Source organism: Paracoccus tegillarcae (genome assembly GCF_002847305.1).
Lineage (GTDB): Bacteria > Pseudomonadota > Alphaproteobacteria > Rhodobacterales > Rhodobacteraceae > Paracoccus > Paracoccus tegillarcae.
The window spans coordinates 3,730,278-3,744,848 of record NZ_CP025408.1 but is presented as its reverse complement, the minus strand read 5'-3'; the positions used below and the strand labels follow the sequence as shown (position 1 = coordinate 3,744,848).

Sequence of the window (14,571 nt, the reverse complement as noted above, 5' to 3'; positions counted from 1 at the left end):
TCACGACGCGTCCCCCGGTCATCTCTGGTGCGGTGCTGATCGCCATAGAAGATCAGCGGGCGTTCGTCGTCGCTGAAGACATCGACCGCGCGAGCATCAGGGTCGTCATGCAGGGTCGGGCCGCCCAGAACAAAGTGGCGCAAGACACCGCCGAAAGCGCGTTTCAGGTTTTCCTGCGTAAAGGTGGTGGCCAGCGGGCCAGACGCCAGCACCGTGCCCTTGATCAGCGCCACGCGATCGCAATATTCGGGCACAGAACCCAGATCATGGGTCGAGACAAGGATCACCCGCCCCTCACTGCGCAAATCGCGCAGCAATGCGATGATCGCCTCTTCGGTCTTCACATCGACGCCGGTGAAGGGTTCGTCCAGCAGAATGATCTGCCCCTCTTGTGCCAGCGCGCGCGCCAGAAAGACGCGCTTTTTCTGGCCGCCGGACAGTTCCCCGATCTGACGCTTGCGGAACTCGGCCATGTTGACCCGGCCCAGGGCCTGATCGACGGCGGCATGGTCGGCGGCGCGCGGGCGACGCAGGAAGCCCATGTGACCATAGCGGCCCATCATCACCACATCCTCGACCAGAATGGGAAACGACCAGTCGACCTCTTCTGCCTGCGGAACATAGGCGATCTGGTTTTTCGACAGTGCCTCATCGACGCTTTGGCCCAGCACGGTGATGCAGCCTCGCGCGGCCGGGATAAAGCCCATCAGCGCCTTGAACAGCGTTGATTTCCCCGCACCGTTCACCCCCACCAGCGCCGTGATCGAGCCCGAGGGCACCGTCAGGCTGGCATTGCGCAGCGCCGTATGGCCGTTGCGATAGGTGACGGTCAGATCGGTGATGGTTATGCCTTCGGTCATTTCTGCAACTCGCTGAGGATGATGTCGCTGGTGGTGCGCAATAGCTCTAGATAGGTGGGCACCGGCCCGTCTGCCTCGGACAGGCTGTCGACGTAGAGTTGGCCACCATAGCGTGCGCCGGTTTCACCTGCGACAGCACGGGCCGGGCGATCCGAGACGGTGGATTCCGAAAAGATCACCGGGATTGCCTGGTCGCGTACTGTGTCGATCACCCGGCGCACCTGTTGGGGTGTGCCCTGCCCATCGGCGTTGATCGGCCAGAGGAACAACTCGGACAGGCCGAAGTCGCGGGCGAGGTAGGAAAAGGCGCCCTCTGAGGTCACCAGCCAGCGGTGGTTGTCGGGCAGGTTCTTGGCGGCGTCGCGCAGGGGGGCGATGGCTTCGCTGATCTGCTGCTTGTAGCTGTCACCATTGGCACGGTAGGTCGCGGCATTGTCGGGGTCGGCGGTAGACAGTGCCGCGACAATATTATCGACATAGATCAGCGCACTATCCAGCGCCATCCAGGCATGGGGGTTGGGCTTGCCGTCATAGCTGCCGCCGCTGATGGCGATCGGCTCGACCCCGTCGCTGACGACCGCCACGGGGATATCGCCCAGCTTGTCGATGAATTGCTGAAACCAGGCCTCAAGGTTCATGCCGTTGACCAGGATCAGCCCGGCATCCGAGGCCCGGATCATATCTCCCGCCGTGGGCTGGTAATTGTGGATATCCGCGCCGGGGCGGGTGATCGCCTCTACATCTGCCACGTCGCCTGCGACGTTGCGGGCCATGTCGGCGATAATGGTGAAACTTGTCGATACCTTCAGCCGCTGATCCTGGGCTTGATCCTGTGCCTGAACGGGCAGGGCAGTCAGCAGCGTTAGCACTGCCAGCGCAGCAAGACGTAACGGGGGCCGGGCGAGAGATTGCATCATGATGATCAGGGTATCTGCGAATCGTTCGCAACTGTCAATAGTTGCGACTCAGTTGCAACTGGCGGTGTTCTCGGGCAAAAAGGTGACATGTCCAATGACCGTGCCACACAGTTGGAAGACGCGCTGCGAGAGGCCGGCGTTCGCATCACGCGCCAGCGCGCGGCCTTGCTGGCAGTGCTGGCAGCTTGCGACGACCACCCTGACGCAGCCGAGTTGCACCGCCGGGCCGAGGCCGCAGGCGCAGGCGTCTCGCTGGCAACGGTCTATCGCACGCTGACCACACTGCAGGCGCAGGGCGTGATTGATAAACTGGAATTTCAGGGCGAACCCGCACGGTGGGAGCCCGCCGACCAGCAGCACCATGACCACATGATCGATGTCGAGACGGGGCAAGTGATCGAATTCACCAATGACCGCATCGAACGATTGCAGGCCGAGGTCGCCGCCGAAATGGGCTATGAGATCGTGCATCACAGGCTGGAACTGTATGTGCGCAGGCGCACGCGACGGTGACCACCTGACCGGTGCGCGCGATGGCGCATCTTCGACGTCGATCGGTTTATACGTGGCGGCACTTCAAGCCGGGTCGGTCACCAAGGCTGGACGAATCCTTCCTCAGCCTGTTCCATCCGTCGGATACACACGTACGGGAGGATTTAGATGATAAAATTAATCGTTATGGGTGTGGTGATCGCCATGCCCGCCGCCGCATATGAGCCATTGGTCGAAAAGCAGGAATTCACGCTGACCGAGTTCGTCACCGATGGGGGTGAGACGATCCCCGAGATGCGCTTGGGCTATGAAACCTATGGCACGCTGAACGAAGCGCGCGACAATGCGATCCTGATTCCGCATTATTTCAGCGGCAGCAGCCACGCCGCCGGAAAATATGCCGAGGGCGATGCCGCGCCTGGCTATTGGGATGCGATCATTGGTTCGGGCAAGCCGATCGACACCGACAAATGGTTCGTCGTGTCGGTGGACAGCCCCGTCAATCTGGGTGCCAATGATCCCAATGTCATCACCACCGGACCGGCCAGCATCAACCCCGCGACGGACCAGCCATGGGGCATGGACTTCCCGATCCTGACCATGGGCGATTTCGTTGAAACGCAAAAGGGGCTGATGGATCAGCTTGAGATTCCGAAATGGCACGCGGTGATGGGGGCCTCAATGGGGGGCATCCAGAGCTATGAATGGGCCGCGCGCTATCCCGATCTGCTAGATCGCGTCGTGCCGGTGATCGCCTCGGGTTGGGCCGATGCTGATCTGATCGCCTGGCTGGATATCTGGGCCTCGCCCATCCGGCTGGATCCAAATTGGAACGGCGGCGATTATTATGATGGCGAGCCGCCGAATGCGGGCTTGGCCGATGCGCTGAAAACGCTGACTCTGCACGCGAATTCGGCGGAATGGTCCAATGGAACCTTCGGGCGAAACTGGGCCGAGGATGGCGCCGATCCGGCTGCTGGCTGGGACAACGAGTTCGCTGTCGTGGACGCGCTGAACGCTGCGGGCGCCGCGCGTGCCGGGTTGTCCGATGCCAACCATTTTCTCTATCTGGTCAAGGCCAACCAGCTGTTCGTGGCCGGTGGCGCGGGCGAAAACCTGTATCAGGGCCTTCTGGATATCGACGTGCCGGTCATGCTAATCCACACCGATGAGGATCTGGTCTTTCCGGGCGACGCGGTGCGCGAAACCGGCGCGATCATCAAATCCGACGGCACGCCGGTCGAGATCGTCGAACTGCAGGGCACGCGCGGCCATCTGGATGGCGTGCTGGGCATCGCGCAGGCCGGCGAACGTATCCGCGCCTTCATCGAGGCCGAATAACACGGCCGCAACCAAGCAGCCTGCGGCCTGCCTTGACCCGGCAAGCCGCAGGCCCTAGTCAGATCGCGATCATTGGGGGCCTGTAGCTCAATTGGTCAGAGCAGGGCGCTCATAACGCCTTGGTTGGGGGTTCAAGTCCCTCCGGGCCTACCAGATGAACGCGTCTTGATATATCGACCACGCTGAACTCGCCGTCCTGATAGGTCTGGGCGTGGATGGCGCGGGGGACAACCACTCCCATCTGCACTGATTGCAGAACAGGACTGATCAGCTCTATTTCAGCGGGCAAATCTGACCATTCCTCGGCAGATGCAGGCAAGCAAGGCGACATGGACGCCAGGATCAAAAGCGCGCTTTTTAACATGAGGATCATCCTGATATGCGGACAGTCTTTACACGCTGCCACTCGCGCAGACCTATCATCGGGCGCTGCAGACAACAACAGAATGGATCGCGCGGGATCATCCGTTGCCCCAAGCCTTGGGTTCAGTTATTGGGACGCCAACCACGAAAGGGCGGCGAGATGAGCGATAAACCCAATGGTCTGACCTATGCAGAGGCGGGCGTCGATATTGACGCCGGGAACGCGCTGGTTGATCGCATCAAGCCCGCCGCCGCTGCCACTCAGAGGGCTGGCGTGGTCGATGGGCTGGGCGGCTTTGGTGCGCTGTTTGATCTGCGCGCGGCGGGTTACGACGATCCGGTGCTGGTGGCTGCGACCGATGGGGTGGGCACCAAGCTGCGCATCGCCATCGACACGGGCCATCTGGACGGCGTCGGCGTTGATCTGGTGGCAATGTGTGTCAACGATCTGGTCTGCCAAGGGGCCGAGCCGCTGTTTTTCCTGGACTATTTCGCCACAGGCAAGCTGTCGGTCGATGAGGGGGCGCGGGTGATCGAGGGGATTGCAAAGGGTTGCTCTGGCTCTGGCTGTGCACTGATCGGGGGCGAGACGGCCGAAATGCCGGGCATGTATGCCAAGGGCGATTTCGATCTGGCCGGTTTCGCGGTCGGCGCGCTGGAACGCGGTGCCGCGCTGCCTGCAAATGTGGCCGAGGGCGATGTACTGCTGGGGCTAGCCTCGGACGGGGTGCATTCCAACGGATTTTCGCTGGTGCGCCGCGTGGCCGAGGCCGCCGGGCTGGGCTGGGATGCGCCGTCGCCCTTTGGCGATGGCACGCTTGGGCAGGCGCTGTTGGTGCCGACACGGCTTTATGTCTCGTCAGTGCTGGCCGCGATCCGCGAGGGCGGCGTTCACGCGGCGGCGCATATCACCGGCGGTGGCATCACCGAGAACCTGCCGCGTGTCCTGCCCAAGGATCTGGGTGCCGAGGTCGACCTGTCCGCATGGTCCCTGCCGCCGGTTTTTGCCTGGCTGCAACAGGCGGGCGGCATCGCCGAGGCCGAAATGCTGAAAACATTCAACAGCGGCATTGGCATGGTCCTGTCCGTGGCCGAAGATCGCGCAGACGCGCTGAGCGATTTGCTGGCAGCGCAAGGTGAGAAGGTGCACCGCCTTGGCCGCGTCGTGGCGGGACAGGGCGTGCGTTACACCGGCAAGCTGCAGTGAAGCGCGTCGCCATTCTGATCTCTGGCGGCGGCTCGAACATGCTGCGCCTGCTGGACAGCATGACTGGCGATCACCCGGCGCGGCCCGTTCTGGTCGGTTCGAACGATCCCACCGCCGGCGGATTGGCAAAGGCGTCAGCGCGTGGCGTTCCGGTGTTTTCGGTCGATCATCGCGATTTCGCCAGCCGCGCCGATTTCGAGGCGGCGCTGCTGCCGCCGCTGCTGGAGGCTGGGCCCGATATCATCTGCCTTGCCGGTTTCATGCGTATCCTGACATCGGATTTCGTGCGGCGTTTTGAGGGCCGAATTCTGAATATTCATCCCTCACTCTTGCCAAAATATCCGGGGCTGCACACCCATCGCCGCGCCATCGAGGCGGGCGATGCGCAGGCTGGCGCGAGTGTGCATCAGGTGACCGCCGATCTGGATGCCGGCCCGGTTCTGGGACAGGCACGTGTGCCGGTCCTGCCCAATGATACGTCTGATACGCTGGCCGCGCGTGTGCTGGTACAAGAGCACCGGCTTTATCCTGCGGTGCTGCGGCGGTTCGCCGAGAATGATCCCACGCCGGTCCTGCTGGGCGACTGATCAGCCATCGTCTCCTTTGCCCAGCGAAGCGGCCAGTTCTTGTCGCAGCCATGTGCGAAACCATCCAATGGCAGGCTTGCGATGCGATTCAGGCGCTGTGGCCAGCCAGTAATATTCGCTATTCGTGGCCTCACCCGGCAAGGGCCGGATCAGCGTACCTTCGGTCAAGGCATCGGCGGCCAGCACCGCCCAGGCCATGAACACACCCTGGCCCGAGATCGCCGCGTTGAGGCACAGCCCGCCATCCGCCAGTTCCGGGCCATCGGGCAGATCGTCCGGCTGCATGCGATGAGGTGACAACCATTCCTGCCAGCCCTGTAACCGGGCGTTTTCGCGGATTACCGGGATATTGCGCAGGTCATCCGCATGGTGCAACCGATCGGCCAGCGCCGGTGCGCAGACGGGGAAAAACCGTTGCGGCATCAGCCGGTCCAGCCGCAGGCCAGGCCAATTGCCTTGGCCAATGCGCAATCCGATATCAATCCCGTCGATGCCCGGGCTCACCATGCGGCTTGCCGGTTCGATGCGGACACGAATGCCGGGATGGGCCTGAGAGAAACGCGGCAACCGCCAGACCAGCCAGCGGCTGGCGAACAGCGGCGCCACCGAGATGGTCAGCGTCGTATCCGCCGTCGGATCTGCCAGTGCTACGGCGGCCGACAGTTCCGACATGCCGCGTGTCAGCCGCGCGGCGATGTCGCGGCCCAGTTCGGTGGGGCGCAGGCTCTGGCCCGACCGATCAAAGACCGGCTGGCCCAATTGCGCCTCGGTCCGGGCGATGCGCTGGCTGAGCGCGCCGGCTGTGACGCCCAGTTCATCGGCGGCCGCGTTCAGTGTGCCGAGACGGGCAGCGGCCTCGATGGCGCGCAGGCCGGACAGAGAGATGCGATTCAATGCGTTCATTTTAGGTAAACTAAAGTGATGATCGCCAAATCTCAATTTTAATCGGATATGGGATCTCTCATATTTAGCTTATGAGACATTTCATTCGCCACATCCTGCAAAGACTGGCCCCGCCCTCGCCGATCCGTGACGCGCTGGATCAACCCGAATTTCACCGCATGACACAGAGGGAACTGGATGACCTGCCCTGGCCGCGACCGATCGCCGAGGGTGAGGCGGAGGGCAGCGTCGATCGTCAGCAGATGGCCCTCTGCCATGCGCCGACGGAATTGCTGCGTTGCAGCAACGATCGGCGAATTCACGCGCGTGTCGGTTGATTGTCGCGCCGGACAGGGCTATGGCCGGCGCAAGCCCGCGCCGCTTTCAGCGCGAATTTGTTCCCCGAGTTTATCCGAGCCAATAGATGACCGTAGCCAATCAGACCGCGATTCCCGAACTTTATGTCTCTGCCGATGCCGCCGCCGCCCTCAAGGACGAAGCAGGCGCAATGCTTAGCTGGGACCTGACACCCCGCCAGATCTGCGATCTGGAACTGCTGATGAATGGCGGATTCAATCCGCTGAAAGGTTTCCTGACCGAGAAAGATTACGACGGCGTCGTAAACGAGATGCGCCTTGCCGATGGCAGCCTCTGGCCAATGCCGATCAATCTGGATGTGTCCGAGAAATTCGCCGAAGGGCTGGAGCCCGGCACCGATATCGCCCTGCGCGATCAGGAAGGCGTGATCCTGGCGATCATGTCGGTCACCGACAAATGGGTGCCGAACAAATCGCTGGAGGCCGAAAAGGTCTTTGGTGCTGATGACGTGGCCCATCCTGCGGTGAATTATCTGCACAACAGCGCTGGCCCAGTCTATCTGGGCGGTCCGGTCAAGGGCCTGCAGAAGCCGATGCATTACGATTTCCGCGGTCGTCGCGACACGCCCAACGAATTGCGCGCGCATTTCAAGAAATTGGGCTGGCGCAAGATCGTGGCCTTCCAGACGCGCAACCCGCTGCACCGCGCGCATCAGGAACTGACCTTCCGCGCCGCGCGTGAGGCGCAGGCCAACCTGCTGATCCATCCCGTCGTCGGCATGACCAAGCCGGGCGATGTGGACCATTTTACCCGCGTTCGCTGCTATGAGGCGGTTCTGGACAAATATCCGGCCGCCACCACCAGCCTGTCGCTGCTGAACCTGGCCATGCGCATGGCCGGCCCGCGCGAGGCCGTGTGGCACGGGTTGATCCGCCGCAACCACGGTGTGACCCACTTCATCGTTGGCCGCGACCATGCCGGCCCCGGCAAGAACAGCGCCGGCGAGGATTTCTATGGGCCCTATGAGGCGCAGGAACTGTTCCGGAAGTATGAGGACGAGATCGGCGTCAAAATGGTCGACTTCAAGCACATGGTCTATGTGCAAGAGCGCGCCCAATACGAACCGGCGGATGAAATCGAAGAGGGCGTGACCGTTCTGAATATCAGCGGCACCGAACTGCGTCGCCGCCTGCGCGAAGGTCTGGACATTCCCGAATGGTTCAGCTTCCCCGAGGTCGTGCGCGAATTGCGCCGCAACTCGCCGCCGCGGGCCAATCAGGGCTTTACCGTCTTCTTCACCGGATTGTCCGGATCGGGCAAATCGACGGTGGCCAACGCGCTGATGGTCAAGCTGATGGAAATGGGTGGCCGCCCGGTGACGCTGCTGGACGGTGACGTGGTGCGCAAGCACCTCTCTTCCGAACTGGGCTTTTCCAAGGAACACCGCGACATCAACATCAAGCGCATCGGCTATGTTGCGTCGGAAATCACCAAGAATGGCGGTATCGCGATCTGCGCACCCATTGCGCCCTATACCGCGACCCGCCGCGCGGTGCGCGAGATGATCGAACAATACGGTGCCTTCGCCGAGGTGCATATCTCGACCCCGGTCGAAGAATGCGAGCGCCGCGACCGCAAGGGCCTTTACAAGCTGGCGCGTGAGGGCAAGATCAAGGAATTCACCGGGATCTCGGACCCCTACGAAGAACCCGCAAAGCCGGAACTGCGCGTCGACACCACCTCGATCGACGTCGACAACGCCGCCCATCAGGTTTTGCTGACGCTGGAAAATATGGGTCTGATCGGTCTGAAGTGATCGTCCGATTTTTGCGGATATAAATTGCGGCCTCGCCCTTTGGGCGGGGCCGTTTTGCTTTGGCTTGCCTATTCTTTGCCTGCGACGGATCATGCGGGCATGACGCCCCCGGAGACGCGCGATGAACTGGCGATCATCCCTTGAGATATGCGACCTTGCCAGCGGCGAGACACGGGTTATGCTGCGGACCCCGCGGCTGATCGAGGCGCCGAACTGGCACCCGGACGATTGGCTGATGGTGAATGGCGAGGGCCGCTTGTGGCGTGTCGATCAGATGATGCCTGACCTGCGCCCGGTCGATATCGGCGGTCTGGATCGCTGCAATAACGATCACGGGTTTCTGCCTGATGGGCGCATCGTCTTTTCCTGCCATAACGATCAGGGCGCGGGGATCCATGTCGCGGACACGCGCGATGGGCAGGCTGAGGCGCGTGATCTGGGTCTGGCCCGGCCCAGTTGGTGGCACGGGGCGCATGGACGGCTGATCACCTATGCCTGCGCGCGCGGGGGCGACCGAATCGTTCGGATTGCGGTGCTGGATATGGAGACCGGGGATGAGCATGTGCTGACCCCAGGTCTGGCGCATCACGACGGGCCGGATTTCTCGGCCTTTGGCGGTTACATCTGGTTCAACTCCGACGCGACAGGACATGCGCAGATTTGGCGGATGCGGGTCGATGGCAGCGATGCCGCGCCGGTTTTTCGCGATCAGAACGTCAATTGGTTTCCGCATCCATCGCCGGATGGGCGGCATGTGCTGTATCTGGCTTATCCGCCCGGCACCCTTGGTCATCCCCGCGATTTGCCCGTGTCGCTGTGGTTGATGGCGCCCGATGGCGGCAACAGGCGAAAACTGTTTGATCTGTTCGGCGGGCAGGGCACGATCAATACGCCCTGCTGGTCGCCGGATGGTCGTTCGTTTGCGTTTATGAGATATTCGCCCGAAGAAGGTCCGGCTGGCTGACAGCCCGTATCAGGAACGCCCCGTACCCTTGGTGCCAGCGGCCGGCCCGCTGAACGGGTCGGGACTGACCAAAGCGATCAATTTGATATAAAATCAGCAGCGCCGCACCGGCTATCGGGGCAGGTCAGCCCTGCGGCGCTGTGTTTGTTCAGTGGACGCTGACCGGGCTCAGGTCATTCTGGCGGGCCAGAAAAAATGCCAGCTTGCGGTCCTTGACCAACGCCAGGCGCTCGCCGTCCATGCCGTGGACTGCGTAAAGGCCGTCCACATCGGGCGCCTGTTCGCGAACATCGTCGGGAAGGTTCTCCATCGCGACGCGGCGAATATAAACGGTATTTTGTTCACCGTCGTGGAAATCGTATTTCGTATCCATCTGCTCTGATCCCCTTTTACTTGCGGCTGATCGGTATGGTTTGCACCACTTGTTGTGGCTGCACCCTTCTAAGGTCGACATTCAACAGGCCATTTTCAAGGCTCGCATTGGTCACATCGACGCCATCGGCCAGCACAAAGCTGCGTTGAAACGCGCGCGCGGCAATGCCCCGGTGCAGAAAAACGCGCTCTTCCTCGACCTCGGATTGCCGGCCACGAATGACCAACTGCCGTTCTTCGACGGTGATCGACAGATCATCCTCGGAAAACCCTGCCACCGCCAGCGTGATGCGAAAGCCGTCAGGCTCAAAATGTTCAATGTTATAGGGGGGATAGCCATCCGTGCTTTTGGCTGCGCGTTCAGCCAGCCGTTCCAGCTGATCAAAGCCCAAAAGATAGGGATGTGTCCCCAGTGAAATCTTGTTCATCTTCAGCCCTTTCAAAAGCGACTGCAAAATCCGGGCCCCTGATCGCGGCGGTCCGTGACACAAAATATGTGCTTTCGATGTCATATACGCAAGGGGACCAAGAAACTGTTAACAGGGCGAATTTCGCGCGCTATAACGGCGCACCTGTCAAACAGTGCCAGCAAGAAGCCCGTCAGCATGAACACCCACCACGAAATGTCCCATGAAGAGATCACGCGCGCCCGCCTGGACGTGCTGCGGCGTGAGCATCGTGATCTGGACGAGGCGATCGGGGCGCTGGCCGCACAGAACCTGTCATCCTCGCTGACTTTGCAGCGGCTGAAGAAGCAGAAGCTGTCGCTGAAGGACCGGATCTCGCGGCTGGAAGATGAACTGACGCCGGATATTATCGCTTGATTGCGCCCGCTGGCGCTGCACGCTAAGGCGTGGCCGACTGCGGAAGGGGAAATCATGGAAAAACCCGTTGGAATCATCATGGGCAGCCAATCCGACTGGCCCACCATGCGCGAGGCCGCCGCGATCCTGGACGAATTGGGTGTCGCCTATGAGGCCCGGATCGTCAGTGCCCATCGCACGCCGGACCGGCTGTGGGACTATGGCAAGACGGCTGCGGATCGTGGGTTGAAGGTCATCATCGCGGGCGCAGGCGGCGCGGCCCATCTGCCGGGGATGATGGCATCCAAGACCCGCGTGCCGGTGATCGGGGTGCCGGTCCAGACCCGTGCACTGTCAGGGGTTGATTCGCTTTATTCCATCGTCCAGATGCCCAAGGGCTTTCCCGTGGCCACCATGGCCATCGGTGCCGCCGGCGCGGCCAATGCCGGGTTGATGGCGGCGGGGATACTGGCGATCTCTGATCCGGCGCTTGCGCAGCGGCTGGATGACTGGCGCGCCGCATTGTCAGCCAGCATACCCGATGAGCCGCGCGATGAGTGATGTTTGCACCATTGGTATCCTTGGTGGCGGGCAATTGGGCCGAATGCTGTCGGTCGCGGCCAGCCGGCTTGGTCTGCGCTGCCATATTTATGAACCCGGCGCGGCACCCGCCGGCGACGTCGCCTATACCCTGACCAATGCCACCTATACTGACGACGCGGCGCTGACGGATTTCGCGGGCTCGGTCGATGTGGTGACTTATGAATTCGAGAATGTGCCCACCGAGGCGCTGGACCTGATCGAAAGCATCGTCCCGATCCGCCCGAACCGCCACGCGCTGGCTGTGTCGCAGGATCGGCTGACCGAAAAGACGTTTTTGAACGAGATCGGTTTGACCACTGCGCCGTTTGCCGATGTGCCCGAGCGGGATGCGTTGGCAGGCGCGCTGGCGCAGATCGGAACACCCTCGATCCTGAAGACCCGGCGTATGGGCTATGACGGCAAGGGCCAGGTGCGGATCACCGATGCAGGTGATGCTGAATGGACCGGCGCGCCCTCGGTGCTGGAAGGGTTCGTCGAGTTCTCGGGCGAGATCAGCGTGATCGTTGCCCGCGGCGCGGATGGTCAGGTCGCCGCATATGATCCGGGACTGAATGTCCACGGCGAGGGGATCCTGCGCACGACCACCGTGCCTTGCGGTCTGCCGGCAATGCTGACCAGCGATGCGGTTCTGATCGCGGCGCGCATCGCCAATGCGCTGGACTATGTGGGCGTCATGGGGGTCGAGCTGTTCGTGACGCCGCAGGGGCTGATCGTGAACGAGATCGCGCCGCGTGTTCATAATTCCGGGCACTGGACCCAGGCGGGCTGCGCCGTCGATCAGTTCGAGCAGCATATCCGCGCGGTGGCCGGGCTGCCTTTGGGCGACGGCGGGCGTTATGCCGATGTGGTGATGGAAAATCTGATCGGTGACGATATGAAACGGGTGCCCGACCTGATGCGCGCGGCGGACACGCAGGTTCATCTTTACGGCAAGGGCGAGGCGCGGGCAGGGCGCAAGATGGGTCATGTCAACCGCGTTACGCGATAGCGCCCCGACCGCTCCACCCTGGCCACCTGAACAATTCTGATAAGTCAGTCGGGCAGGGTTTCGGCCAGATAGCGCATCATATTGCCGCCCATCACCTTGGCGATCTGATCCTGGCTCAACTCGGCATCCATCAGCGCCTGCGTCAGCGCCGCCAGACCCGCCACGTCAAAAGGCGCATCGACCGAGCCGTCATAGTCGGATCCAAGCGAGACGTGATCTTCGCCCAGCAAGGCGATGGCTGACTTGATGCCAGCGGCAATATCAGCGGGACTGCGACCGCAAACCACATCGGCCCAATAGCCGATGCCGACAAGCCCGTCCTTGGCTGCGATCTCTTGCATCAGATCATCGGGCAGATTGCGCGGTGTCTGGCACTGGCCGTGGATGCCGGTATGGGACACGATCGGCCGCGTGCCGTCGATCGCCAGAACATCGCGGACAAGCTGCGGGCTGGCATGGGCCAGATCGATGATCATGCCCCTGTCCATCATTGACTGCACCACATCACGTCCGAACGGCGTGATGCCAAGATCGGCTTGACCGTGCAGGCTGCCGCCCAATTCGTTGTCGAAGAAATGGGTCAGCCCGATCAGCCGGAAACCGGCGTCATAGAGCACGTCCAGATTGGCGATCTCGCCCTCCAGCGGGTGACCGCCCTCGCTGCCAAGCACCGCGCCCAGAACCGGTTCGCCCGTCGCGCGGCGTTCCAGCACCGATTGCAGATCGCCGCGTGTCAGGATCATCGCGACACGGTCGGGGGCCTCCGCGGCCATCGCGTTCAGCGCCTCGCCCTGCACCAGGGCGCGTTCCTTGAGGCTGAACCAGGACCGGATCGGGCGTAATTGGCCGATGAAAAGCGGGGTGATGTTGTCGGGGGCCTCGGCGCTGTTTTCGCTGTAATTCTGACCGCGCGGGCTTTTGGTGACCGTGGTAAAGACCTGCACCGCCACATTGCCTTGGGCCAGACGCGGAATATCGGTATGGCCGCGATCGGCGCGTTTCAGCAGGTTTCGGTCCCAGAGCAGCGGATCGGCGTGCCAATCACCGATCACCAGCCGGTCATGCAGGGCCTGCGCTTCGGCGCTGACGGGCCAGCCTTCGGCGGGGGTGGTCAGCGGGTTCAGCCCACGCTCGACATAGGCCGGCCCCCAGATCAGGACAGCCGCGACCGCCAAAAGGATCATACCCAGAAGCCCCCAAAAAATCTTGCGCAGCATTAACACATCCCTTGCCAGTTGGCCGCAGAATAGGCTGCCGGGATGCGCCCGTCACCCTTCAACCGGCGCGCAGATCAGACGGCGCCACCTTCGACAAAGAAATTCTGCGCGGTGCACATCGCGGCATCGTCGGACGCCAGAAACAGCACCATGCGCGCGATATACACGGGCTGCACCGCGTCGGGCAGACATTGGCGCGCAAGTTGGGCGGACATCTTTTCCTCGGTGACCCATAATTGCCTTTGGCGTTCGGTCATCACCCAGCCTGGAACCACGGTATTGACCCTGATCCGATACCCGCCCAAATCGCGCGCCATCCCGCGCGTCAGCCCGTGCACTGCGGATTTCGCGGTTGTATAGGCCGGCATATCGCCAGAGGCCTGCCACCAGCTGTTCGAGCCCAGATTGATGATCGAGCCACCACCGGCCGCAATCATGTCCGGCGCGACCGCCTGAATGGCAAAAAACTGATGGCGCAGGTTGGTGGCCATGCGTTCGTCCCAATAGTCCGGTGTCACCTCGCGCCAGTCATGACGGTCATCGCGCGCGGCATTGTTGACAAGTACTGTGGCCGGGCCATTCTGCGCGGCCAGATCGGCAAAGGCCGACCGCATCGCATCAATATCGCGCAGGTCGCAGGTGGCAAAGGCACTGCCGGTCTGGCTGGCCAGCGCCTCACCCGCCTTGGTATCCAGATCGACAAATCCGACCCTGGCACCCTGCGCAGCAAATGCCCTCACCGTTTCCGCGCCGATGCCCGATGCGCCGCCTGTTACAATGACGGATCGACCCTTCAGGCTGGGGTAGGTGGCAAATTCCTCGGTCATCTCGAAACCTTCCT

Annotated in this window: 16 protein-coding genes, 1 tRNA gene and 1 pseudogene; 11 read left to right on the top strand and 7 right to left on the bottom strand. The window is 62.1% G+C overall.

Annotated elements, in window-relative coordinates; translation table 11 throughout:
- Nucleotides 1-20: 20 nt before the first annotated feature.
- Both CUV01_RS18410 and CUV01_RS18405 read right to left on the bottom strand, forming a co-directional pair.
- Nucleotides 21-860: pseudogene (locus CUV01_RS18410) on the bottom strand (manganese/iron ABC transporter ATP-binding protein); the annotation flags it as partial.
- Complete coding sequence (locus CUV01_RS18405) at nt 857-1,777, bottom strand: metal ABC transporter substrate-binding protein (protein WP_101458694.1); 921 nt, start codon at nt 1,775-1,777, stop codon at nt 857-859. The pseudogene CUV01_RS18410 and the gene CUV01_RS18405, both read right to left, overlap by 4 nt.
- Before the next feature lie 87 nt (nt 1,778-1,864).
- On the opposite strand from CUV01_RS18405, the gene CUV01_RS18400 reads away from it, so the two are divergent.
- The 5 genes from CUV01_RS18400 (at nt 1,865) to purN (ending at nt 5,767) form a co-directional block, all read left to right on the top strand.
- Nucleotides 1,865-2,290: a Fur family transcriptional regulator gene (locus CUV01_RS18400; protein ID WP_101458693.1), complete on the top strand. Its 426-nt coding sequence runs from the start codon at nt 1,865-1,867 to the stop codon at nt 2,288-2,290.
- A gap of 147 nt (nt 2,291-2,437) precedes the next feature.
- Nucleotides 2,438-3,610, top strand: coding sequence for an E22 family MetX-like putative esterase (locus tag CUV01_RS18395; protein ID WP_101461740.1), 1,173 nt, complete (start codon nt 2,438-2,440; stop codon nt 3,608-3,610).
- 76 nt (nt 3,611-3,686) lie between these two features.
- Nucleotides 3,687-3,763: transfer RNA gene (locus tag CUV01_RS18390), tRNA-Ile, on the top strand.
- A 370-nt stretch (nt 3,764-4,133) separates the two neighbouring features.
- Nucleotides 4,134-5,180, top strand: a complete 1,047-nt coding sequence (purM, locus tag CUV01_RS18385) for a phosphoribosylformylglycinamidine cyclo-ligase (RefSeq protein WP_101458692.1) — start codon at nt 4,134-4,136, stop codon at nt 5,178-5,180.
- On the top strand, nt 5,177-5,767 hold the full coding sequence (gene purN, locus CUV01_RS18380; protein WP_101461739.1) for a phosphoribosylglycinamide formyltransferase: 591 nt from the start codon (nt 5,177-5,179) through the stop codon (nt 5,765-5,767). Before purM ends, purN begins: the two co-directional genes overlap by 4 nt.
- Here the strand turns inward: purN and CUV01_RS18375 are convergent, their stop codons facing one another.
- A complete protein-coding gene (locus CUV01_RS18375; RefSeq protein WP_198731852.1) occupies nt 5,768-6,661 on the bottom strand; it encodes a LysR substrate-binding domain-containing protein in 894 nt (297 codons plus the stop codon).
- 80 nt (nt 6,662-6,741) lie between these two features.
- Here CUV01_RS18375 and CUV01_RS18370 point away from each other — a divergent pair, with 80 nt between their 5' ends.
- From CUV01_RS18370 to CUV01_RS18360, 3 genes are all read left to right on the top strand, one after another.
- The gene (locus CUV01_RS18370; RefSeq protein WP_101461737.1) at nt 6,742-6,987 is read left to right on the top strand and encodes a hypothetical protein; all 246 of its coding nucleotides are present in this window, start codon (nt 6,742-6,744) and stop codon (nt 6,985-6,987) included.
- A gap of 86 nt (nt 6,988-7,073) precedes the next feature.
- Nucleotides 7,074-8,783, top strand: coding sequence for a bifunctional sulfate adenylyltransferase/adenylylsulfate kinase (locus tag CUV01_RS18365; RefSeq protein ID WP_101461736.1), 1,710 nt, complete (start codon nt 7,074-7,076; stop codon nt 8,781-8,783).
- Between the two features lie 178 nt (nt 8,784-8,961).
- A complete protein-coding gene (locus CUV01_RS18360; protein WP_198731851.1) occupies nt 8,962-9,747 on the top strand; it encodes a TolB-like translocation protein in 786 nt (261 codons plus the stop codon).
- A 148-nt stretch (nt 9,748-9,895) separates the two neighbouring features.
- Here CUV01_RS18360 and CUV01_RS18355 read toward each other — a convergent pair whose 3' ends face one another.
- A complete protein-coding gene (locus CUV01_RS18355) occupies nt 9,896-10,120 on the bottom strand; it encodes a DUF1150 family protein (protein ID WP_101458686.1) in 225 nt (74 codons plus the stop codon).
- Between the two features lie 16 nt (nt 10,121-10,136).
- Nucleotides 10,137-10,547, bottom strand: a complete 411-nt coding sequence (locus CUV01_RS18350) for an Hsp20 family protein (protein ID WP_101462223.1) — start codon at nt 10,545-10,547, stop codon at nt 10,137-10,139.
- Between the two features lie 177 nt (nt 10,548-10,724).
- Here CUV01_RS18350 and CUV01_RS18345 point away from each other — a divergent pair, with 177 nt between their 5' ends.
- The 3 genes from CUV01_RS18345 to CUV01_RS18335 are packed head-to-tail and all read left to right on the top strand — an operon-like array spanning nt 10,725 to nt 12,513.
- Nucleotides 10,725-10,943, top strand: coding sequence for a YdcH family protein (locus CUV01_RS18345; RefSeq protein ID WP_101461734.1), 219 nt, complete (start codon nt 10,725-10,727; stop codon nt 10,941-10,943).
- A 54-nt stretch (nt 10,944-10,997) separates the two neighbouring features.
- The gene (gene purE / locus CUV01_RS18340; protein WP_101461733.1) at nt 10,998-11,483 is read left to right on the top strand and encodes a 5-(carboxyamino)imidazole ribonucleotide mutase; all 486 of its coding nucleotides are present in this window, start codon (nt 10,998-11,000) and stop codon (nt 11,481-11,483) included.
- Nucleotides 11,476-12,513 (top strand): 5-(carboxyamino)imidazole ribonucleotide synthase, encoded by a 1,038-nt coding sequence (locus tag CUV01_RS18335; protein WP_101462222.1) that lies wholly within the window; start codon nt 11,476-11,478, stop codon nt 12,511-12,513. Before purE ends, CUV01_RS18335 begins: the two co-directional genes overlap by 8 nt.
- Before the next feature lie 44 nt (nt 12,514-12,557).
- Here CUV01_RS18335 and CUV01_RS18330 read toward each other — a convergent pair whose 3' ends face one another.
- Together CUV01_RS18330 and CUV01_RS18325 are read right to left on the bottom strand one after the other, a co-directional pair.
- Nucleotides 12,558-13,730: a dipeptidase gene (locus CUV01_RS18330; protein ID WP_101461732.1), complete on the bottom strand. Its 1,173-nt coding sequence runs from the start codon at nt 13,728-13,730 to the stop codon at nt 12,558-12,560.
- Between the two features lie 74 nt (nt 13,731-13,804).
- Nucleotides 13,805-14,557, bottom strand: coding sequence for an SDR family NAD(P)-dependent oxidoreductase (locus CUV01_RS18325; protein WP_101461731.1), 753 nt, complete (start codon nt 14,555-14,557; stop codon nt 13,805-13,807).
- Nucleotides 14,558-14,571: the final 14 nt, after the last annotated feature.